Origin of the sequence: Coraliomargarita sinensis, from assembly GCF_003185655.1 — a bacterium.
GTDB classification, from domain to species: domain Bacteria; phylum Verrucomicrobiota; class Verrucomicrobiia; order Opitutales; family Coraliomargaritaceae; genus Coraliomargarita_B; species Coraliomargarita_B sinensis.
Map to the genome: position 1 here is coordinate 186,297 of NZ_QHJQ01000004.1, position 24,775 is coordinate 211,071.

Genomic DNA, 24,775 nt, shown 5'->3' on the forward strand with positions numbered 1-24,775 from the left:
AGGCAGGTAAAAGTAAGGTAACAGCCGATCAGAAGGTAGCCGAACGCCTTTGCGTTTGGATCATTGTCGTTCAGGCGTGTCGCTGTGCCCAAGGTCATGCTCGGGCGCGATACGGTCGCGGATGATTTGCTTGAGTTCTTTCATTTCCGGAAAGCGCCCCTCTGTCTTTCGATCCCAAACAACGACACCATCCACCGTGACGGTAAAACGTCCACCCGTCTCGGAAGGCCGAAGCGTGACGGCTCCAAGCTCTTGCTCGAAAGTGGTCAGTAATTCTTGTGCCGTCCACCCCGCACGCAGCAGCCAGCGACACCCGGGACAGTATTCGATTTGGACCTGAGGTTTCATGACAAATAGCAGAGAACGAATGAGGTGAGCTGCCAATACTGAAAAAGCGACAGCCCGTGAAATCAGCGGGGCTCACGTAGAACAGCCGTCCCGACTGTTTCCTATCAATCGGAAAGCTAATCACGGTATTCTTCCCCCGCGCTCCCCACCGCAAGAGAGTTTGTCGAATTTTATTTTCTTTCCATCAGACAGATCGTCAGCCTCAGCACAGTCGGGACGCCTGTGCGACGGAAGTTCAAGGTATGGTCTCGCTCTCCAGCAGGACAAGTTCCGGCCGGTCCTCACCCACGCGAAGCGTATACACCCCGGGCTCGTATACCGGTGCCTTAAACCTGGCCCCTTTCACACGATAACAATAGACCAGTGCTCCACTCTTGGCCTCGGTTAATTCAACCACCGCGTTCTCTACCGGTAACTCGACTTCATCAAGATATGCGACCGGTTTCCGACCATCGTTTTGCGCGAGATCGAGCCTCATGGGCCACCCCTCGTACTGGGCACGGTCGCCCTGCTTCAAATTCGCAAAGCGCGGCCAGCACTCAAAGGTAGCTTCAACGCTCGCCTTGTTGAACCGGACAATGCCATAGCCATCACCACGCTGCTTCACATCACTGCGATCTTCGGGATTGGCATAAGCCAACATGGTGATGCGGTTGCCCAGTCCGTCGCGATAGTCTCCTACCCAGGGAAGAGACGATTCGATTGCCGGTTCGACAGGTTCGGCCTCTTCAAGAGGATGCCACCAACGCCCGTAGATGGTGTTGACCAGTGCCGGACTGGTAAAGGCGTACGGGCCATCCCGGTAGTCCTCAATTCCATGTTTGACCATGACCGAGAGGTGCTGGTCCCCGCAGAGGTGCGTTGCGCGCACCGCACGCAGTCGTTCCAGAGCGCGATTGCGACCGGACTGGGGCCAGCCGTTGCAATCGAGGTCGGCCAACAGTCGATTATTTGGATGACCATGCAGGTGGACGGCACCGCAGAAGGCAGTCTGGGAAAGCGCGACTTTCAGCTCGGCCCCCTCCCAATCGCGTGTCCAGTGGTCAAGAAAATCGAGTTGTCGCTCGCCCAGTAGTTTCAACCCGGGCAGGTCGACCGCAGCGCGGTCATATTCCGGATCGTTGATATGATCCTGACGGGGTCCCATTTTAGGTACGTTGCCGGGTCCCGACTTGAATTTTCGGTCTTCCAGAATGGCAAAGTTAATCCCTCCCAAAGTGAGGTCCGTGTAGTAAACGGTGATCCCCTGCTTGACCGGCTCCGGGTCAAAAGGATCGGGTAAGTTTGCTGTCTGCTGACGCTGCACCATGTTCACAAAGGAGGCCGGATAGGCATAACCGGCACCGGTTGAGTTGGCCTTGGGGTTGTGCCGCCCGCCTTCGCCCCAAAGGTTGCCGTGTCCCACATCGTGATCGTCCGGAATACAAATTGTAGGCCGGTCCTTCATCAGCTCGGCAAACTGCACACCGAATTGCAGCCAACCGTAGGTGGCTTCGTCGTGCGTGTAATTTTGATCCCCTGCGAAAAAGAGAAGGTCCGGGTCCTGCTGCAGCAATTTGCTGACAATCTCATGCCGTGTATCGCCCTGCATATCTCTGGGCGAATTGCAGGACATCGAGGCCACCACGATGACTTCCTTGTCAATCGGATCCTTGCGAATGAGCCCTTCAAATGAAGACAAGTCGCCCAGGCGCAAGCGGTACGGGACGTCGACCCGGTTATTCCAGCCTTCGACTCTGAATTGACAATCCCAGCCCGGATAGAGCACAGGCTTCGTATCTACGGCAACCCATTCACCGTCACGCATGAACTCCAATGTAATCTTTTTCGGTTCGTCCGGCAGCAGGGGAAAGCATTGCGCGGTCATTTTCAGAACCTCGTTGTCGTGAGTGTAGAGCGCAAAAGCCAGTGTTTCATTACGCGGACGCTCCCGGAACCACTGCCCCGCCCTTTTCGCCTCTTTTCCCTGCAACTCCCACCACTTACCCGTCGCGAGATTGTCGGAATTCCGGGCTTTGTTATAATCGTCGCCAAAGGGATATGGCTCGTAATAATCGACTTCTGCTCCGGCGGAAAGTGCCAGCGCCATGACCGCGAAGCAGCAGACATTGACTTTGCGAATTTCGAGGCAAAAAGACTTTGTATTGAACATCAGGGATAAAGACATTCGCGCAGCTTGATACACCTTCCATAACTCGGCAACAAAACTCGGCAACGAATCCGTCTTGAGCAAAACGGTTGGATTCCTAGGCTCGCTATCCGTGGACCATTCAAAACATAATTTTCAGCCTTACAAACCCCACCCCTGGCATGGTATTGAACCGGCGACAAATCACGCAGGCACCGTGCGGGCCTTTATCGAAGTCACACAGTATGACCGGATCAAGTTCGAGGTCGACCCTGACACTGGCTATCTCTGCGTCGACCGTCCGCAGCGTAATTCCAGCCTGCCACCTGTCCCCTACGGCTTCATTCCCAAGACCCTTTGCGGCAGCAAGACCGGCAACCAGGTCCGCGAGGGTGTGGAGGGTGACGGCGATGCCCTGGACATCTGCGTGCTCTGCGAGCACGAGATCACCCGCTCCGAAGTCGTTCTCAACGCACGCATCGTGGGCGGGTTCCTGACTTTTGATTCAGGTATGGCCGACCCAAAACTGATCGCGGTACTCGATGGTGACCTTCTCTGGGGAAACATCCAGGATCTCAGCGATGTGCCGCCGCGCTTGATTGATCGACTGGAGCACTACTTCCGGCAGTACAAGGTCGAACGCGGACGCGAAAATCCAGTCGAGATTGAGGGGCGCTGCGACCGCAAAAAAGCCATGCAATTACTCGAAGCTTCACTGGAAGATTACACCAAGCAGTTTGCATAAGCCCTTACACTTCGCTAAGCCGATGCAATACTTTTAGCCGGCGCCCTCCATTTCCAGTAAGCAGTAAACTGTTGATCGGCTTCGGTCATTGCCGAGGCCGACCTGATACATTCGTCTGCCTAACAACTCCTGCATGAATTTCTACCTCTACCTCTTTACCGTCTTCATATTAAGCCTGCAAACGTCTTGCGCGAAACAGGACTTTGAGCGCCCCTGGAATAAGGATGTCATCTATTTCGTAATGACCGATCGTTTCTTTGATGGCGATCCGTCCAACAACCGCCCCGAAGGTAGTGATCCTTTACTCTACGATCCGGCGCAGGCCCACATCGACCGATATCACGGGGGTGACTTTCGAGGACTCGAGCTCGCACTGGAAAGTGGCTACTTTAATGCTCTCGGCGTTACCACCATCTGGATCACCCCGCCGGTGCGTAACGTCTGGAATTCTTCATTCGATTTGCACGATGCGCCAAAAACTGGCTACCACGGCTACTGGGCACAGGACTTTCTCGACATTGATCCCCACCTTGTGTCGAAGCGCTCATTGGACGGACACGTAAACTATCCCGACTCACGGGAGGGACGGATGCAGCACTACAAGGATCTCGTCGAACGGGCCCACAGTAAAGGCATCAAGATCGTGCAGGACATTGTCTGTAATCATGCCGGGCCGGTCTTTTATTATGACGCCAATGGGAACGACGCCTTCGACCACCAGCTCAAGAGCGAGTGGATTCAGCCTTACAACGATTCCAGCAGGTACGGGAATGCCGCTTGGACTGACATCCCGAAGTGGAATCTGGCGCGCACCGAACCCGGCTCGACGCAAACCGTTCTCGGTCAGCGCTTGCCCTTAAACGGTAGCCTAGCCCAACTTTCCAGTTATGGTCGCAAGGGCATGTCGCCCGGAAGCCTGGGTGCCTCGAACGGCGAAGAAGTGTTGTGTGATTTCTTTTCGCTGCGGGACTTCAATACCGCTCCGGACAGTCCGCACTTCGATGCGCTGGTCGACGACTTCGTGGAAATCTATGCGTTCTATATTGAAACCATCGGGGTGGACGGTTTCCGCATCGATACGGTCAAGCACGTGCACCATGGCTTTTGGGATGCCTTCACCCATCGCCTGCGTGAACGACTCGGAGCAGAGCAAGCAGAGAAACTTATCCTTTTCGGAGAAGTCTACGACGGCAATCCGGCAGCGCTCGGCCAATATACTTACCGCAGCGATTGGCCCGAGGAACAGGGACCAGCCATCGACTCGCTGCTCAACTTTCAGTTCTGCTACGCCGTGCGCAGCTATCTGCGAACAGGCAACGACAGCTTCGGTACAGCCCACGGTATCGAAAATGCCATCCGGGCTCTAGGTTCGAGGCCGCAAGATGGGCGTGAGCGCCCCTACTACAATCAGACCGCTGGCCCGGATGGTCTCAATGCCTCAGAGAAAATCGTCAACTTCGTGGAAAACCATGACGGGATCAACCGCTTCCGGGTGCGGGGTGTGAGTCAAGCGCGGCATTTTCTCGCCAACGCACTCACCCTGGCAATGCCCGGCATTCCCTGCCTTTACTACGGCAGTGAGACCGCTCTGCAGGACGAACTCGCCGGGCCCAACGAGGATGCCGAAACCGGACGTATGACATACATCCGCGCCGATAATCCACAAGCGCTGGAGGAGAATCCCCAAGACGAGCACTTTCAAGCCATGGCTGAACTCATCCGTTTGCGGCAGACTCTGCCAGCGCTGCATGGCTTCGAGATTCAACCGCTCTGGGTGGACAGCCCTGCCGCCGAAACGGACGATGGCATTTTCGCTTTTGCGCGGGGTGGCCGGGATGCCGCACCGGTCGTCGTGGTGATGAATGCAAGCGACAAAAAAGCCAGCACCTCGATTCCCGGCCACCGGATGCAACTGATCGATAGCTCCGGTGCGCCGCTTCTTCAACCGGGCGAGCGGTTGGAGAGGGTTCCCCTCCTTCGGGATGAAGGCGACACCGCATCAGTGGAGCTCGTTTGGGAGGGGGATCAACCGAAAGCCAGTATCAAGGCGAACCCGGAGAGTTTCCACTTGTTTCGAGTGATAAAGGAATAGGTCAATGCACGTAGGGGCTTTCCTTTGGGAAGCCCGCGAAATTTCGTGAGCGTTAACGAAAGATCTTTAGCCGCAACAACGCGGGTGGTGACGAGCACACCCCGAGGGGATGGCCATCCCACCGGCCGTCACGCCTCCACCCGGTCAGGATCATCCACATCATCCACGAACAGCGTCAGAATGGCGGCGACCACCCATGTAGCCCCTCCGAGCATCAGAGCCAAAACCGTTTGCCCGCCAAACAAACCAGTGACCAGAAGTCCCAGAATCGTCGCGGCCAACATCTGCGGGAGCACAATAAAGAAATTAAAGATCCCCATGTAGAGTCCCATCTTCTCCGCAGGCAGCGCCCCGGAGAGAATGGCATAGGGCATGGAGAGAATGCTCGCCCAGGCAATCCCCACACCGAGCATGGAGAGTAAGATCCAGTTCGGCCCCGGCAGAAAATAGACCGAAGCCAAACCCAGCGCGCCACAGATGAGTGCAACCGCATGCGTGATCTTGCGGCTCGTCCATTTCGCAAAAACCGGCAACGCGAAGGCCACCAGTGCGGCGAATCCGTTGTATACGGCAAAGGCAATACCGACCCAGTCCGCCCCGGTGTTATACTCTTTACGAATCACAGTCAGCCGCTCGCCAAGTGCAGCCGGCAGGTCGCCCTTTTCCCCGTAGCTGATGAAAAAGTTCACCGTGCGCATGCTGCCGACGACCTCATCGGCCCCCGCCTCAAAGTCCGAGCGGTAGCTCTCGAGGTCACGAAGCACTCCGTTGTAAGCGGCCTCCCAATCCGGATTGACCCCCTTGGCCTCGATCACCGCTGCACTTTGCTCGAGTGCCCCCACCTCATCGACGGTCAGGTGCATATCGTAGAGATGACTCGTCACTCCGGACGTGGTGTAGATCCACATGGAAAAAAGCGCGAACCAGGAAAAGAACTGAACCGCGGCCAGTTGCTTCATTGTTTTAGGCATGGCGTAGAGATCGTTCATCACCACGACCAAACCGTTCTTGGTGGAGCCCTTCTTTTGCAGGGCCACTGAGATGAGCAGCAAGGCGCCAAGCGCACAAAAGCCCCCGGTTACGATGTAGAGCTCCTTCTCCCATCCACTGAAATAAACCGCGGCCGTGAGCAAGAGCCCCCCAATCAGGAAAATCGGGCCGTGCGTGGCTTTCTTCTTCAGGCGTGCATCGGCAGCGGCACTCTCGTTCTCCATGCGGGCGCGTACGGCCAATTCGTCTTCCGCAACATCGGCCCCCTCAAAAGCAGCCAACTCCTGCGGGCTGTACTCTTTGCTCTTAATGACCGTCCAGAGAACTGCGGCCAGAAAAACCGCGGCGCCGAGGTAAAAGGACCATTTCACGGAATCGGGAATCACACCCTCGGGGGCGACGTTGGAAACCCCGAACCAGTTGGTCAGCATGTAGGGTAATGCCGAGGCAATGACCGAACCGGCGCCGATAAAAAAGCTCTGCATGGCAAAGCCCTTCGTGCGCTGCTCGGAAGGCAGCATGTCACCGACAAAGGCACGGAAAGGCTCCATGGAGACGTTGATCGAGGCGTCCATGATCCAGAGCATCCCAGCCGCAATCCAGAGGTAGGGTGAATTCGGCATAACCGTCAGCGCTAGCGAGGCGCACACCGCACCGCCGAGAAAGTACGGCCTCCGGCGCCCGAGCCGGCACCAGGTGCGGTCACTGAAATAACCGACGATCGGCTGTACGATTAAACCGGTTAAAGGCGCCGCGATCCACAAGAGCGGGATGGCGTGCTTGTCCGCGCCGAGGGTTTCGAAGATTCGGCTGACGTTGGCATTTTGCAGGGCGAATCCGAACTGGATCCCGAAAAAGCCGAAGCTCATATTCCAGATTTGCCAAAAAGATAGCTTGGGTCGTTGCATGATAGTTTTTTTTGGGGGGGGGCTAAAGCTTGACTGAATTGTCTGTGGTTAGGTTTATTTTGACGAGCAGAATTGCCCTCCTTCGGCTGCCCGATCCGCCTGTAGGCCACGGCGGGTTAAGCGGGTCAGTTCAGCCAGCTCATTTATTTCCGGGAGCAAGGGGGTCAAAGAATCAAGGCGCCAGCGCCAGCTGCCCGAGCAAACCCCGGGCGTATTCATACGGGCTTCCGAACCGAGTCCAAGCACGTCCTGAACCGGCACGATCGCAGCTGAACATCCAGAGCGATAGAGACTGCGGATGAAGTCCAAGTGAATCCGGGAACCGTCGCCGCCATAATAGCTCATGGCCGCATTCCTTTCGGATTCGATCTCCTCTGCACTGCGGGTACTGCCATTGCCGGGCTTACTATTGAACCAACCCACGACAGTATCGTTATCGTGAGTGCCGGTATAGGCCACGCAATTGTCCTCGTAAGACTCGGGTAAGAAAGTATCACGCATCGGGTCTGTGCCGAAAGCAAACTGCAGCACGCGAATGCCGGGTAATTGAAAGTCGTCACGAAGGGCGGTCACTTCCGGTGTGATCACTCCCAAGTCCTCGGCAATCACCGGAAGCGGTAAACCGTAGTCGTCCACAAAGGCTTCAAAGATGTCCTTTCCGGGTGCCTTCACCCAAACTCCGTCAGCCGCTGTTGCTGCCCCACCCGGCACTTCCCAGAAAGCTTCAAAACCTCGAAAGTGATCGACCCGTACAACATCGACCCAGCTCAAAATCTTGCGCAGCCGGCGACGCCACCAGCTGAAATTGTCTTCGCGGTGACGCTCCCAATTGTAGAGCGGGTTGCCCCAAAGCTGGCCGGTCTTGGAAAAATAGTCGGGGGGCACGCCGGCTACCACCGAAGGACTTCCGTCTTCGTTTAAACGAAAGAGTTCACGGTGGCACCAGACATCCACGCTGTCGTGCGCCACGAAAATCGGCAGGTCACCGACGATACGTATGCCGAGTTTCCGGGCCGTCCGCTGCACTTCGTCCCATTGCAGGCGCAGGAGAAACTGCTCCAGCTTGGCGCGCCCGATTTCCGGGGCCAACTCGCTGGAGGCGGCATCGAGTGCCACCGGATCACGATCACGGAAATCCTCCGGCCAATCCGTCCAGGCGACTCCGTCAAAACGGTTTTTCAGGGCATAATAGATCGCGAAATCCTCGAGCCAGTCCGACTCTTCCTTTAAAAAGGCTTCATATTGTTCACGCAGGGGATGCTCCGGAATGAGCTTGGAAAAACCGGTCTGAGCAAGTCGCCCGAGCTTAAGTTTGTTTTGATAGACCTGAGGGTAATCGACCGTATCCCAACAAGGCATACGCAGCGAAGCCAGCTCCTCATCCGTGATCAAACCGATCGCATGAATATGCTCCGGACTCAGCAGCGCCGGGTTCGCCGCAAAGGCCGATAAGCCCTGATACGGTGAATCACCGTAGCCCGCCGGGTTCAGGGGTAAAATCTGCCAGAGACTTTGATGATGCTCCGCCAGAACCTCCAGCCACTGTTGCGTGCAGGGGCCGAAATCGCCAACTCCGTAATCGTTCGGCAACGATGTCGGGTGCAGCAGGAGGCCACAGTCACGATGGAAAAGCTTGGGCATGGTAACTTATTTTTTAACGAAGCCTTACAGGTGAGACACAGGACCTGAAAATAAAGCTTTGAAAATAGTGATGCGAATACAGTTGCTCCTCGCCCGATTCGCTAACCCTAGCTGATTTGACAGTTGAACGATGACCCTGCGGATCACGTGACTTGGGAAAACGGAGCGCGGACATTCCTGTCCGTGTAATACGAACTTGTGAAAGGTAAGGCCCGATTGGTCGGCACGTGTGGCATTTCGACCTTGCTGGCGCAACGTCAAAGAGGATTGATAATAAAGACAAAAAAGAGCCGGACAGAAATGTCCGGCCTCAGATAAAAGTATGAGACGTGCAGTTTCTAAAACCGACGCCGCAAACATATCATGGCCAAGAGTCCACCGAGGAGAGCCAGAGTACTGGGTTCGGGCACTTGAGTTACGGACAGGTTGTTGAAATAAAGATTATTCTGCGCATCACCACTATCAGTCCCGCTGTTGTAGAGCTCTATATTATCCAATGCACCGCTAATACCGGTGACGGTACCTGAAAATAAAACGTCTTGCGTGCCCTGACTGGAAGTACGGCTTACTTCATAAGAAAGCGAATTCGCGGAAATCACGGTTATCACCGCCTGAAGCAAAGCGTCACCGCCATAGTCGTAAACTGCCGTTGAAGGATTATTGGTGAATGCAGTGTTCACTTGAGCGCCACCGCCGACGTTCAGACCAAAGGCAGTCGTACCACCCGTCCTGAGATTGAAACCTTTGTTACCGTTATCAAAGTTGACTCCCAAATTGATCGTAAATTGATCATTGACGGAAAGAGCGGATGTAAAGGAGCGGTTGGCCGTGGCAAATGCAGATCCGGGATTGGCGTAGATCCCGAAAGATTCACCGCCGGTGTTGATGTCAGCGGCCCCGTCAGTTGAATCTCCTATAAAATAGCCAGCGAAAACATCAGTCCCGTTGTTATTATTATTCGTGAGGTCCCAGGCACCGAAACCGGTACCGCCATTGTCTCCGTTTTGCCAACCGTCATCATAGGCGGCGTTGGAAGCAATATCGGCAATCTGTGCAGTGACGCCCGTGACGAGCGCCAGAGAAGCAAGTGTTAGGAGTGTTTTTTTCATGGGATAAAAAGAAGAACATAATCAACCTAACCATCTTACCTTCAAACGGAAACCATCGGATAGTAGACAGTTGAATCATGCGCACAACAGAAACGGAAGTGACTTCGAATTTCAATTGAACTGTTGAATTTAAAAACGATTTAAATCGCGACTCGGTGATTATTTATTGGTCACGTTTTCGACCCCCCCCCCCCATGCACTTATCTAAATTCCTCATGATCTCGCGCATTACCTCATTCAATATAGTTAGCCTAGCTTTAGTTAGTATTAGTTCTCTCTTAATCGCTAGCACTGCCCAGTCACAAATTTCCGCGTTTAACGTGAATGCTGATGCAGATGGCTTCACCGGTTGGACCGAGCAAAACACTTCAGGCACAGCCAGCCAAAATGGTCGTTTCATAGGCTCGTCTGGGACTGGGCTCGATGTGAACGGGGACGCTTGGGGATTGTATGCAAACAGCAATCAAACAGCAGCGAATGTATATACCTTTGGTGGTTCGCTTGGTGTCGGGGAAACTGTTTCCATTGATATATCGCTTGGATTTATCGACACTGGAGGCACTGTAGGTTTTGGCTTACAAAACAGTTCCGGAACGAACCGTTTAGAGACCTACTATATTGGAGGTTCTACAGACTCCTGGAAAATTAACGATGCTGGAGGACAGGAAGACATTACCGGGCCTTCCACAAGCTTTGTTAATTCAAGCTGGTCGAATAATAATTTTCTCGAGTTCCAGTTTACCCAACTTGCCAGTAACGAATATGCCCTTTCCATTGGCGGGTCAGCCATTACGAACTCCAACCTGACATTGGCTGCTTCTGACATTAGCCAAATTCGCATATTCAACTTCAATGCCGGTAGCAACGGGGTTGGAGGACATGACCAATATTTTAATTCACTTGAGGTCGTGCCTGAGCCGAGCAGCTTCGCGCTCATCGCTGGCTTCCTTGGTTTTATCTACATAGCTGTGCGTCGACGCGGCGTCTGAGCGTTCTGACAATTTACTCTAAAAGCCGTTGGAGAAATCCAACGGCTTTTTTATTTTCCACTCACCTACAGCTTCACACTCCCCCCATCGATCCAGACGCTTTCGATCTGAACCACCTTGGGAAATTGCTGGGAACCATATTCATTCTTTTGTAATTGTCCGACCACGAGGTCGACACCGGCACTGCCCACCACGCGGTTGTTTTGGCGCATCCCGGCGAGATGGCTGATGCCGTCGTGCCAATCGAGATGGATCACGCCCAAGTCATCCGGGATGCGTATCCCCTCCTCGATCAAGGCATCATAGACCTCGACCTTGTTGGTGATAACCACATCCGGCTTGAGCTTCTGAATACGGGCCGTGGCCTTGCCCGGTGTATTTAAATCGAAGGGCACAAAATCCAAGCGGTTTTTCACCGGGAGGCTGCGGGCCCCACTGTAAAACCCGGCACTGAACTTATCCTCCAGCAGCGCATCGTCGGCGGACGGCACAACCAATAAGGGACGTCGATAGCCCAACTCAATTGCTTTGAGCGCCGCATTACGTGACGTAAGATATTGGTCATTGGAAGCGCAGTTCAGATCGTTTTTCAGGTGGGTTACCCCCACCACGGCGCAGGCAAAGTCATACCAGAATTTCACGTAGCCTTCACCAATCGTATCCGGGCTCAGGGCCGCAATCAAAACCAGACCACGGATCCCCCGCGTCTCCACGATTTGTCGCAAACGTTCGGGGCGCATGTCGGGTTGCTGCAGCCAAAATTCCTCCACCCCGTAGCCGAGTTCTTCAGCACGCCGCAAAGCCCCCTCGCGCAAACGGCGGAAAGTATGATTCTGCGTGAGGTCTTTCAGGGGAGAACAGTTGATCAATCCCAGATTCGCTTGGAAGGAAGGTTGCCGACCGGCCCGCAACTGCGTCATCAGGGAGTCCACCACCGGATTGCGGCGATAGCCCAAGTCCTGAGCCGTCTTTTGGATACGCAAACGGGTTGCCTCCGAGATACGCGGATCGTTGCGCAGGGCGAGTGACACAGCTGACTTGCTGACACCGGCGGCGTCGGCAATTTGCTGCATATTGGGGCGGCGATCAGGGGTATTGGCCATTTAAACAGTTGAACAATACGCCGGATATTGAGCAAGCGAAGCAATTATTCAACAGTTCAATCATACTGAAACTTTCAAATCATCTGGAATGAAGTCCAATACCAGGCGCTCAAACACTTGTGTTGCGACACCTGAGTAAACTGTTGAACCACGCTCAGAGTTTCGCGGTGAGGAAATTAGACTAGGCTCACTTTCAATTTAATTCATTAAGCCTATACTTTTAGGTATATTCCCCGATGTCTCCCCTTTTTAGAATGTTTCGCAAGCTACTGCTTTTTTCGGGCTTATGCGGCCTAAGCCTCGCTACCAGCTATCAGCTCAAAGCCGAGGCTATGCTGCAGTATTTCAATACCGACTGGGCGGAAATCACCCGTAAAATGCCGGAACTGGCGGAGGCGGGTTACTCCTCGCTCTGGCTGCCGCCCCCCACGAAAGGCAGCGGTGGCCTTTCCGTAGGTTATGACCTCTGGGACCCATTCGATTTGGGCAGTAAAGATCAACGCAACACCGTGCGTACACGCTATGGCACCGAGGCAGAACTGCTTGATCTCGTCAAAACAGCGCACCGTTTCGGCATCCGCGTCTACTTCGACAATATCATGAACCACCGGGCCTTCGATATTCCGGGGTTCAATGAAAATACTCCCATCGACATTTATCCCGGCATGGTGCCGGAGGACTTCCACCTGCGGACGACACAGGAGGGCTTTTACCGCAAATGGGATAACACCCGCGACTGGAACAGTGCCTGGCAAGTGCAGAACCTCGGCCTGGCCGACCTCATCGATATTGCCCAGGAACCCGGCACCACAAACTTCAATTTCGGACCGAGCGAAGGATCGACTCACCCCAAAATCAAATTAATCCGCGACCTGGACCGCCCGGAGCAATATCACTTTGATAAGGACTACAATTACATCGGGTTTGGCGGCCTGCTTGATCTCGCCCGCGCCCCGGAGAACCTCGGGGCCGGCGCCTCTGATGCCGCTGCCAAGGCCTGGGCGCAGCAATACCTCCAGGACAATGCTTCCGTCTATGAAGAATACGTTCAGGACTATCTCAACCGTGCGGCCCGCTGGCTCATGGACCGCACCAAAGCCGACGGCTTGCGACTCGACGCGGTCAAGCACATCCGGGCGGATTTCTTCGGCGCCACCTTCGGTGAGAACAAGGATTTGGACGGTTACGGCTACCTCGGACAGGTTCAGGAACAATTTAACAAGACCCGCGGTTTTTCCGACCTCAATCACCGCGACACTGTCTTTGATACCGAGAAGCCCCGCGACGATGCCATGGTCTTCGGCGAACACTTGGGTGAGCCTCCCGGGTATGGCCCCTACTTCGACTCCGGCATGCGGCTGGTGGACAATCCACTGCGTCAGCAATTCAATGATCGTCTGGGCAGCCCATGGAACGGGCTGAACGGTTTCGACAGCCCCGGCGCAGGCGGCTTCGCGCCGGAGCTGACCGTGATGCATGCGCAGAGCCACGACAACGACTATGCCGCCCGGCGCGAGCTTCAGCATGCCATGTATTTTACCCGGGCCGGTATCGGCCTGCTTTACACCGACGGCAATTATCAGGCGGAAACACTCGGTGAATCCGGCGGGGCCTTCCCCCGTCATGCCAACACGTCCTTTCTCGGTCAGTGGGACGACCCGCGCGTCCCCAACCTGCTGCACATCCACGAACAATTTGCCCGCGGCTACCAACAGGGCAAATGGTCGGACGGCGACATCGTCGTTTATGAACGGATTGATAAGCGGGAGGAGAATGGCAACATGGATGATGCCAACGGGGTGACCATGCTCTTCATGCTCAATGACAATTATTCGGCGGGACAAAGCACCCACACGAGCACCGGACGGAACATCACAACGAGTTTCCCCTCCGTCCCTGGCGGTTCTGACGCCTACCTCTACCAGTACGCGCGCGGTGTCGAAGGCAGCAGTCAAGTCGGCTTCTATAAGTGGGCCTCCGACATAGTCGGTAACGGCGATGCCCAGAACGCACTGATCATTCCTCCCGGACAGTATTTCATTTTCTCCTGGAAAAACCCGGACCCCTCGGACTTGTGGGCGAATGCCGGAGGTCGCCCGATCACGATCTATGAGAACGGCGATGAAGTGGACACGGTTGATGTGTTGCGTCGCGACGGCCCCAATGGTGATGCCGATTTTTTTGGTGATACGCTGCCCGACGAAGGCCGCCCGATTATCAGCAACGAAGAATCGGACGACTTCGCTTACACCGCATCGCTGCCGCGTGTGACGGACGGGACCGACCTGAGCTTCGTGGCCCGGGTCGACGGTTCTGCTGAAAACGTTCTCTTCCGTCTGGACGGAGGGATCGACCTCAACGGCACAAAGCCTGCCTCCACCAACGTTGACCTGCCCAACGAAGATCCGGTCAACCGCGACAATCCCCCCGCGCTCTCCTGGGATATGTTCCTCGGCTACGAACAACCCACCTTTGTGCATCGGATCCACCCCGAACTATTCGCCGCAGCCGAAACCGGCGCTCGCGACACCACCGGTTCTACCGGCGCAGAGACATTTACCAGAATCATCGGCGACGTGGATTTTACCATCAATCAGGGGAGTGGCACGCGCTTCATTGATGGCGATACCGCTCAATTTCTCTACCACGATCCGGAAGTCGCCGTCACCGGCGACGCCGGCGTTTCCGACAACATGTACGAAAACGACGGCAGCAACATCACCTTGTGGGCCAAGACCAATTCAGTCGGCGGCGGCTACCTCATGCATGTTTACTACACCACGGACGGCAGCTTTCCTGAAGGTGCCGGCGGTGAAGGCCTGGGGAGCACACAGGTCGCTTCCATGAACTTCCAGCACAATGATGACGGTGGCGACACCGACTGGTGGCTGTCCGCGACAATCCCCTCGCCTGCCAACGGCGAAACCTTTCGCTACAAGATCGGGATATACAAGGAAGGCGCGCCAAGTTGGTTCCCCGCCAGCCCTGGTGCCGTCGAACGCAAATCAAAGATGCTCTCGCAATATGAAATCGACGGTTTCGACGCAACTTCGGTGGAATACTTCCCGCATTACGATTACGCAAAGGATCCTAATGACAACTTACTGACCACAACCGGTCTTGAAGAAGGCTTTCACATCATCAGCGCCCGCGCTTTTCTCAAGCGCGACGGCCAGGCCTCCATCTACAATACCTTTAAGCAAACCTTCTACTACGACACGGAGCGGCCGCAGGGCGAAATACCTTTCCCGGAAAATGACGGGGACAGCGTAGGCGGTTCGAGCTACGGAGTCGTCGTACGCACAGACGCCACCGTCGATGAAGTCTGGTACCGAATCGAAGACTCCGATACAACCAATGATGACAGCGAAACCGGCGCACGTAACGGCAACGGGGTCGGCTTCGAGCCCTTCACCGACTCTAATCAAAACGGCGTGCACGACCCGGCTGAACCCTACGAGGACCTGAACGAAAACGGGAGCTACGATGCGGTCCTCACCGAGAACTGGGTTCGCGCGACCGAACGTACGCCGAACTTATCAGTCGAACCTTCTGACCCTTCTTATCGCAAAGAATGGCGCTTTGATTACGTTAATATTCCCGCATCCACCTTTGGCAGTGCCGATATCAAGGTCCGTCTCCGCGAAGTTTCGTCCGCGGAATACAAGGACTTCACCCTGAATGATAACGACGGCCATTTCACCACCCTGACCCGCAACGTCAATGTCGACGGCCCCGACGAGCGTGTCTTCGTCGCCTTCCCGGCACAGGACCGGGAGATCGTGGGCGACGACTACGACATGAAGGTCTACTTCAGTAAGTCGCTGGCCGACGGCCTCAGCGAACAGGAATTGATCGATCGCTTCCTTATCCGGATCGGCTCCACTGAAAGTGGAGACCCCGGCCAGGCGCAAAGCCGTGAGATGTACGAGATCAATTACGACGAAACCGACACCTACCACGCGCTGGTCTTCAATTTCCCCAACCTTTACAACGATGTGCCGGATTACGATCATCTGGTCACAGTCACCTTGGATCAACCACCGGGTGAACCGGACTTCGTGAGCACACGCATCGTTCGTGCCTTACCGGTCACCACACCCCGTGTCTTGATTGTCAATCCACCCGAACTCGGTTCGGACGGTCGCCCCTTTGAAATCATCCTGCCCGACATCCCCTCACCCGCCCCCGAGGACCGGCAATTTACCATTCAAGTCGCGACGAACACCGACGCGACGGACGTCACATTAAATTTCGTCAATCTTCGGAGCTCCAATATCGGCACGCCGGAAACCTCCATTTCCGGCAGCAGCAAGTTGTGGGATTTCCCCTGGTCCGGAATTACCGAAGGTAGTTACAACTTCACCGCCACCGTAACCGCTCCTGGTGGGAGCGCTTCGGCGACACGCAGAACGACCGTAATCTTCCGCGAAACTGTCGAGGAGGATAATGACGATACCGACGACGATGACGACGGCCTCCTCGACGGTGACGAAAACACGCCGCAGGAACTCCCGGAGGTCAACTCCGACCAATGGACGAACGGCGACATCCACACCTACTTTGCGTTTGGCGAATCCAACCCCACATCTCCCGATACAGACGGTGACGGCCTGCCCGACGGACTGGAAGTCGGCTGGCGTGAGACCACGACAGCGGATACCGACACGGCAGCGGACAGCGATGGAGACGGTTTCTTTAACTTTATCGGCGACCTCGACCCGCCCTTCTACAACACACTGGATAACCTGGGAAGTGTTCCGGGGATCAACAACGCCTCCGAAGGCGGTGACCGCACGCGTCTGGTGCGCGGTTCTGTCACCGATCCGACCAACCCGGATACGGATAATGACGGCATCCCCGACGGGATCGAAGACACCAACCGCAACGGCTGGGTTGATGGCGATGGCGAGACCCTGCCCACCGATTTCAATCCTTACCTGGAAAGGGACTGGCCCAACGGCGTCATCGATCCCTCCGAGACATGGACCGAGACCGATCCGAACAATCGCGACACCGATGGCGACGGGGCCAGTGACGGTTACGGCGAGGACAAGAACTTCGACGGCATCATCGCAGGCGATACCAACGCGAACCGTGTTTACGACACAGGTGAGGAATGGTCCGAAACCGACCCCCTCAACAGTGATACCGACGGTGATGGAATGCCTGACGGTTGGGAGGTGAATAACGGGCTCGACCCATTGGTCAGTGACGGCGAATCGCTTCGCACGGCTGTAGCCGGCGACGGCGATCCGGACAACGGCGCTACGGGTGATCCGGATAATGACGGGTTCACTAACTTGCAGGAATTAGTCAACGGCACCAGGCCACTTGAAGATAACACGGTCCCACCTCCCCCGGCCAATTCCATTATCATCGGTCCCGGGGCGAACGAAACGGTAGGCAATGCCGAAAATCTCAACGAGTTTACCGACTGGACCATCGACGACCTTCTCGTGCTCGACGAATACGACGGCAACGGCACCAACAACCAAGGCAGCGATATATATAAGGCCTACGACGGCTTCGACAGTTCACGCGACATCGTCGCCTTCTACTTCCGCGACGGTGGGGGTGACGGCAAACTGTATTTCCGAATTGATTTCCACGACCTGCGCCCCTTCGCCGAAGAGGGTAATCTCGACGCTTATGTTGTCATCGATACCGGCAACACCGATATCGGCGAATCGGCTCTTCCTGACGAGGTGGATACACGCACCGAGATGAAATGGGAAGCGATCGTCGCTCTCTATGAAACGAGCAGCGGCGCCGTCTATATCGATACCGCCCCGGGCGAGAACACGACAGTCATCGGTGAGGACCTATTCGCCAAGGGTGTTGTTCGTCGCGACCAGGCAAGCGTGAACGGTTTTGACAAGGCCTACTACAATGCCGACCTGGACGCAGTCGAATACTCCATCAGCCGTCAGGCTCTATTGGACGCAGGATGGAACGGCGATGCCGAAAGTCTCAACTTTCAGGTATTCACCACGCGTGACGGCACGCAAAATTCACCGACTCCCGGCGCGGGCGATATCGGTGGACGTAGTGATATTCGTGATACAATCTATGACGATTTTCTGGCTTCGGCCTATTTCCGTGACCAAAGTAACATCGCCGGGGACAAGAGTGTGCTTCGCTCCTGGTTCAGCCGCAGCGGTTCGAACGATCGCGGCAAACGTGCTAAAGTCGCCATGCTCACGCACGACAATCAAGCCATCCTTCCCGCCAGCGATATGCATGGTCGTATCAATGACGGTGCCGGCGCCGGTTACTTCCGTCTCATCGATGCACACGAAAGCTTTGACGTGCCCGTTAACCTGCATATCACCCCGACTCTCGCCTCCGCACTGCAATGGGCTGCGGTCGACCCGGCCGTCAACAGGCCGTGGCGCGACGGCCCCACTCTGAACGGTCGTATCTCCGGACTTCTGCTTTCGGATAACGCCATGCTCTTTGGCACCACCTTTGCGGGGCAGGTCACGCCATACGCATCACAGTCCTTCACTGCTGACAGCATTGCTATGGCCGATGACGTCCTCTCCGACATCTATTCCACTCCCCCCTCACAAAACATATTCTGGCCCGCCGAGCGCGTGCTCGACGATGCCACTCTGGGTGATATCGCAAATATGGGTTTCACCTATGCCATGGCCGATCAAATGAGACACCACTTCAGTTGGTTCGGCCGCACCAGCGCTCTGGGTGAAGGAGGCTACCGCATCAATCAGGTCAACGGTATTGGCCTGCTTCCGATTCACGACTTTGCCAGTGGCTTCCTCTTTCAAACCGAAGACAACGGCCTGAACATTCCCCTGCGTGAACTCCTCAGCCGACGCGCCCGCAGCGAAACCCAGGACCAGCTGCTCAGTCTGCTCGCCGACTGGGGATCCTTCAGCACAAAAGCCCAGGCGGACGCCTACGATACCAACCTGCGCTGGCTCGCCAACCGTCCCTGGATCGAAATTGTTTCGCTGGAGGATGTCATTTCCGGCGATGTCGACCTCTCTGAGCCGGCCGACAGTACAGGTGACGACTGGGGCGTGGTGGACCGCGGCACCGGTCAGACGCTGGAAAAGACCGCCAAGGACTACATCGACTACGCCACACAGGGCAACTACGACAACTGGTACTACGGTCAACCCGGTCGCGAGGAAGGTCTGTTTGATAAAGTCTTCGACATCCGCAGCGGCATTTCACTCCCCGACAATTTCGGCGAGATCGGCAGCACCGGTATCGCCGATGACGCCTGGACCGATGTCGGGACGATCGCTTCGGATGTTTCCGGTCAGGGTCGCCTCGGCCGCTCAACAGCTCATGCCGCCATGTTTGTTACCGCCTTCCACGATCAGCCGACTGCTGATCTGCGAAAATTCAGTACTGGTGACTACATCAACCCGGACAGCGGCTTCAACAGTCTCGCTAATTTCTCCAAACGCGCCCAGGCACAGATGCGCTTTGCCTCCATCTATCAGAGAGTCGATGTATGGTCTGCGGCTCCGCCGCTCACCGCGACCGCAGTGCAGGAGGATGTCGATCTGGATGGTGAAGTAGAATATCTCCTCTACAACGAAACCAGCTTTGCCGTCTTCGAAGCCATTGGTGGGCGCTGCGTAGCCGCCTTCGCCCGCAAGCCTTCTACCGGAGAGGTCTATCAAATTATCGGTACCCAACCTGCCTATGCCGGATCGGCAAACGAGGAAGAAGGCATAGCCAACGTGGTGAATGGAAAACCCGGCAGCCACCGCACCTCAGCGTTCAAGGACTGGTTTGCCGACGGGCCAGGCGGCGGCACCAGCCAGTATGTGAACGCGGTGTACACTGTCACTGCAGCCGGCGCGAACGGCTGGATGTTCACTGCTCCGGGCGGACACATTGTGAAGACAGTGACGCTACCTGATGACAGATCCGTTTTGACCGGAGATTATAGTCTGAGCGGCGATGTGAATAAACTCTACGTCCGCTTTGGACTTTCGCCCGACCTCTGGAATCTGATTCGCCGCGGCCAATATGACCTCGACAATTTAGAGGTGGATATGGGCAAGCGTTCACTTTGGCTCATCAATCGTGGTGAGGGTGACCCCGTGACGGCCAGCGTGAGCTATGATGCCAATGCCCAGTATGTTGCTTCCGCCACCGACGATGAACCGGGCACGACCGAATGGGATGCACTGAACATGCGAAACCAGGCCCTGGTCCATCAAACAGAGCTGACCAATGCAGAGGGGCAAAGCACGTTCCAAATCAGCCTGGCTCTCGAAACGTCGGACTCCGACAACGATAATGACGGCCTGCCCAATTGGTGGGAGCGCGATGCCGGACTCGACCTGGAAAGTGAATTAGGCGACGATGGCAGTACGGGCAATCCGGATGGTGACCCTTACGACAACTATGATGAATACGTCCTGGGACTGAACCCTGAGGTTCCTGAATATGACGGACTGCCCCGTGGCACCATCGCCCCAACGGAGACCGGCGGATTCACCGTGACCTTCCCCCTACTGGCAGGCCGCACCTACCGCGTCTGGTATGTCGACGATTTATCCGAAGCCTGGCAGCCGGCCGGACCCGCCTTCACCGCGCTCGCCGACAATCCCGGATATGTTTGGACCGACGATGGCAGTGCGACCGACCCCAATCCCGACGAAGTCCAAAACCGCTTCTATTACATCGAAATCACCCGTTAGCGGGAGTTTTCGATCTCAACTATCTGACTTCTGGAAACCATTAAGCTGCTCTTTTACATTCCCATGAAAATACTCCGATACCTAGCGGTTCTTGCGTTTCCCATCGCGAGCTTTGCCGCGCCCGGCATTGTCTGGCACGAACCCGCCTATGCCCATCCGGACCTTGGTGGCCCCACCATGCGTGACCCTCTCTACGAAGCGGCTGACAACGACCTGACCATCTACCAGGGCTTTTTCAAAGACGGCGGCACCAACGGCGACCAGGACGGTGGTAATTTGATCTACCGCACCATTTCCCGGGACGGGGTTACCAGCGTATGGTCCTCCGTTCCTCTTGGCTTTCATGCCAATGTTGGCGGCAACCAGTTCTGGAAAGCCACGCTCCCCTCAGCCGCACTCGGCGCGACCGATGTGATCGAGTATTATATCGAAGTCACATTCTCCGGTGCCGAACCGGACACGACCTACCTCTACGGCGGGGACCTCAAGGACAACTTTACTGCAGACACGAATGAGTCGGCTGCGCAAGCCGCACCCTACTCTATCCGTAACCGCCCCGGCTGGATCTTCCATGCCAGTAACACGACCATCGCCGAGGACGACCTGCAACTTCGGGTGAAGACCGGCTACATCGGACCGGGCAATGATCCGGATACCCTATGGACAAACAGTGGCGCGGTTTATTATACGACCGACGGATCCGAACCCGACGGTGGATTAGGCGTGCCTTCGGGCAGCAGCAGCGTTGCCCCACTCGTCTTCGACGGCACCGACCGGGACTACTCCGGCAATGGTAATGCCGCTTATTTCAAAGCTACGTTGACCGACGTGCTGGCCGGCCTCTCACTCGGCGACCAAGTGCGCTACAAGATCGGGCTCTGGAACACGACCACCAACGAGGAAAAATTTGCCGAGCATGCGACCGGGGATGACGAAGTCGTTTTCACCTACCAGAACGGTCAGGTCGGCGATCCGGTCCTTACGGTCAACGGACTCAATGCCAACTACACCACAACGAAACTCTTCGTCGATGAAGTGGCGGGCGATGCCATCGACCTGAATATAATTTTTGAACCGGGTGAAGCCAATGTCGTCGACGCGGAAATCTACACCAACGTCAACCGGCGCGACCGGGCGGACGAGGATGCCAATGGTGACGGCTATGACGATGGGATCAGTGCTATCGACGGCAACAGTTTGGTGGCTGGCGACGACAGCCACTACTACAAGGCTTACGACATGACCGAAACCGGCCCGGGACAATACTCGCTGACCATTCCTGCCAGCAGAACCGGTGCTTATCGTTTAACCGCCCGCTGGAAAGTGGACGGCGACCCGAACTGGCGCTGGTATACCAACCAATCCGCCAACCGTCGGGATCACGCCATCACGATTTCACCGGTCGATGCGCGCGACATCGTTCTCTACGAAATTAACGTCCTCAATATCGAGGCCAGCGGTGATGACTTCGCAAGCCGCTCGACCATTGAGGACATGCACAATGCCCCCGGCGCACCCCATAATGGCAATAACCGCTGGGACCTGGACTACCTCAACGCGCTCGGTGCCAATTGGCTCTGGTTTCAACCCGTCCACCCTCCCGCTCGCGACGGTCGCGAACCCACAGGCGGCTATGATACCGCCACCCCGCTCTATGAGCCCGGCAGCCCCTACGCGGTGAAGAACTTCTTTGAGATTAGTCCGATCATGACGAAGGACTTTTCCGGGGACCACACTAACAGCGTCGACCTGCTGAATCAGAGCAACCGCGATGCCGCCATGAACGCCTGGCAAAACTTCGTCGCCGCCGCCGACACGAAGGAAGTCGGTATCATGCTCGATGCGCCCTTCAATCATACCGCCTTCGATGTCGAACTCGGCCAGCCGGGAATCGACCTACTCCAACCCGACGGTGCTTCCTGGAGCAAGACGGACGAGATCCGAAACCGCGAGGCCCGCTTCTTTTCCGCTGACGGCAATTACGGGGATCGTGCCTCCTCCGCCGCCAACATCGCCCCCGGCCCCGACCGATTCGACTTCGGCAAATGGCGCGACGTCAAAGATGTCTTCTTCGGTCGTTATGACGCCTTGGTTGAATTTGATCAGGAGCCTGAGCGCTCGAGCTACACCAGCGAAGGCGATTGGTTTGATGCCACCGATCCAGACTGGACCAACATCGACTTTGTTCAGGGAGATGTGGATAAAAACGTTACGCGCCAGACCTGGAAGTATTTCGCCAGCTACGCCACCCACTGGCTCGAAAAAACCCGGCCTTCCGGGGAAAACATGAACAGCGGCGAATGGATCGAACTGGGCAACACGCTCTCGCCCGAAGAACGCTACGACTGGGACGAGCGCGGCATTGACGGTCTCCGTTGTGACTTCGGCCAGGGGCTCCCGCCCCGCGCCTGGGAATACATCATCAATGTCGCCCGCGAGCGAAAATGGAACTTCGTCATGATGAGCGAGTCGCTCGATGGCGGCGCGGTCACTTATCGCTCCAATCGTCACTTCGACATTCTAAACGAGAACATTGTCTTCCCGCTTAAGAGCGCCTCAACCGACGACGACTACCGCAATATCTTTGAAGGCCGTCGCAATGCTTACGGGCAGGGCCTCGTTCTGATCAATAATGTTTCCCACGACGAGGAGAACTACCAGGACCCCTGGGAGGCCCTCATCCGCTACAGCGTGGCCTCCAGCCTCGACGGCGTCCCCATGATCTTTCCGGGACAGGAACTGGGTATCGCCCGAGACTATGGCTACGAGCACTATGAAACCAACTTCGGCAAGCTCATCCCCCACTTTAAAAAGTTTAATTCGATGACGCCGATTTGGAACGACAGCGACTTCGGCAATGATCAGCTCTTCCCCGTTTATGCAGGCATGGGAGCCGCACGCAACTTCAGCCCGGCCTTGCGCAGTTCGAATCGCTGGTTCCTCGATGGCGATGGCTTCAATTCAAAGATCCATGCCATCGCGAAATACGAAACCGCAAATGCCTCCCCGGCGTCCAGCGATGTGGTACTCGCCTTCGCCAACCTGGACCGCGATAACACCCAAAGCGATAACTTCAGAATCCCTGGCGCACTTGCTCCGCTCCTGGGTCTTCAGGATTCACGTACTTATAACGTAAAGAACATTGCGGCCTATCAGGGGCAGGACAATACCCGGCGGGATCAATGGCTCTGGAACGGAAGCGCGGGATACACCGGTTCGGAACTGAAAAACAACGGTTTCTTTGTTTCGATGAACCCGGTCCCCACGACGCCGGACAACCCCAACACGTCAGGAGTGAACGAAGCCGCCCAGGCTTGGGCCAATGCGCCATTCGAAGCTCAGTATCTGAAAGTCTACGATATTACGGCACCCTCGCTCACGCCTTCAAAGCCTTCCAAACCGAATGCCTACCAGTACGAAATCGGAAATTCCGTCACCTTCGATTGGGACGACGTGCCAGCCGATGCGGGCGGTGTCGTGCCCCATTACGAAGTTACGGTGATTATCAATAGCGGTGATCCGGTCACTTATCTGACTGAAGACAGCGTGTTTACAGCGACCGCAGAAATCGGGAACCAGGTTTCCATTTCTGTCCGAGCGGTAAACCCCGATCAGCCCTCCAACACAGGTCCTATCAGCACTCAGAGCGATCCGGTCACGCTGCTTTCTTCCACCGGCGATGAAGATGGTGACGGGATGACAAACCAGGACGAGGACATAGCCGGCACCAACCCGATGTCTGCGAGCTCCCTTTTCAAAATCGCCTCCAATGCCTTCGATGAGAGCGGTGATTTCACAATCACCTGGACTCCTGTCCCGGGCCGGACCTACGCGATTGAAACTCGACCTGACCTGACGGCAGGATCTTGGAATCCGGTCGCCACCGGTCTGACTTCAGGCAGTTGGACCGATGACAATCCGGCAGAGGATAAAATGTTTTACCGGGTCGTCGTGGAATAAACTTTCCACCAAGCCATTGCCCGACGTCGACTGCCGTGTTCTTCCATCAGATACAGCCTTTCATCAGAATAC

The 24,775-nt window shown here is 55.9% G+C and carries 11 protein-coding genes; 5 read left to right on the forward strand and 6 right to left on the reverse strand.

The genetic code is table 11. The features are described 5' to 3' along the window. Positions 1–60: 60 nt before the first annotated feature. A complete protein-coding gene (locus tag DDZ13_RS07470; RefSeq protein ID WP_110130926.1) occupies positions 61–348 on the reverse strand; it encodes an Rdx family protein in 288 nt (95 codons plus the stop codon). 235 nt (positions 349–583) lie between these two features. Next, positions 584–2,515 carry a hypothetical protein gene (locus DDZ13_RS07475; protein WP_146209290.1) on the reverse strand — a complete coding sequence of 644 codons (1,932 nt, stop codon included), beginning with the start codon at positions 2,513–2,515 and terminating at the stop codon, positions 584–586. A 94-nt stretch (positions 2,516–2,609) separates the two neighbouring features. Between DDZ13_RS07475 and DDZ13_RS07480 the strand changes: the two genes are divergently transcribed. Next, the gene (locus tag DDZ13_RS07480) at positions 2,610–3,221 is read left to right on the forward strand and encodes an inorganic diphosphatase (protein ID WP_110130816.1); all 612 of its coding nucleotides are present in this window, start codon (positions 2,610–2,612) and stop codon (positions 3,219–3,221) included. Between the two features lie 133 nt (positions 3,222–3,354). Next, complete coding sequence (locus DDZ13_RS07485; protein WP_110130817.1) at positions 3,355–5,313, forward strand: alpha-amylase family glycosyl hydrolase; 1,959 nt, start codon at positions 3,355–3,357, stop codon at positions 5,311–5,313. 128 nt (positions 5,314–5,441) lie between these two features. Here the strand turns inward: DDZ13_RS07485 and DDZ13_RS15630 are convergent, their stop codons facing one another. From DDZ13_RS15630 to DDZ13_RS07500, 3 genes are all read right to left on the reverse strand, one after another. Further along, entirely contained in the window at positions 5,442–7,211 is a 1,770-nt protein-coding gene (locus DDZ13_RS15630; RefSeq protein WP_199221079.1) for an MFS transporter, read from the reverse strand. A gap of 54 nt (positions 7,212–7,265) precedes the next feature. Next, positions 7,266–8,852, reverse strand: coding sequence for a 4-alpha-glucanotransferase (gene malQ, locus DDZ13_RS07495; RefSeq protein ID WP_110130818.1), 1,587 nt, complete (start codon positions 8,850–8,852; stop codon positions 7,266–7,268). A 338-nt stretch (positions 8,853–9,190) separates the two neighbouring features. Beyond that, complete coding sequence (locus DDZ13_RS07500; RefSeq protein WP_110130819.1) at positions 9,191–9,961, reverse strand: PEP-CTERM sorting domain-containing protein; 771 nt, start codon at positions 9,959–9,961, stop codon at positions 9,191–9,193. A 320-nt stretch (positions 9,962–10,281) separates the two neighbouring features. Between DDZ13_RS07500 and DDZ13_RS07505 the strand changes: the two genes are divergently transcribed. After that, entirely contained in the window at positions 10,282–10,950 is a 669-nt protein-coding gene (locus DDZ13_RS07505) for a PEP-CTERM sorting domain-containing protein (RefSeq protein WP_233246114.1), read from the forward strand. A 65-nt stretch (positions 10,951–11,015) separates the two neighbouring features. On the opposite strand, the gene DDZ13_RS07510 is transcribed toward DDZ13_RS07505, so the two are convergent. Continuing rightward, positions 11,016–12,053 (reverse strand): LacI family DNA-binding transcriptional regulator, encoded by a 1,038-nt coding sequence (locus DDZ13_RS07510; RefSeq protein ID WP_110130821.1) that lies wholly within the window; start codon positions 12,051–12,053, stop codon positions 11,016–11,018. 254 nt (positions 12,054–12,307) lie between these two features. On the opposite strand from DDZ13_RS07510, the gene DDZ13_RS07515 reads away from it, so the two are divergent. Both DDZ13_RS07515 and DDZ13_RS07520 read left to right on the forward strand, forming a co-directional pair. Beyond that, entirely contained in the window at positions 12,308–20,743 is an 8,436-nt protein-coding gene (locus tag DDZ13_RS07515) for an alpha-amylase family glycosyl hydrolase (RefSeq protein WP_158279833.1), read from the forward strand. A 63-nt stretch (positions 20,744–20,806) separates the two neighbouring features. Then, positions 20,807–24,703, forward strand: coding sequence for an alpha-amylase family protein (locus DDZ13_RS07520; protein ID WP_110130823.1), 3,897 nt, complete (start codon positions 20,807–20,809; stop codon positions 24,701–24,703). Positions 24,704–24,775: the final 72 nt, after the last annotated feature.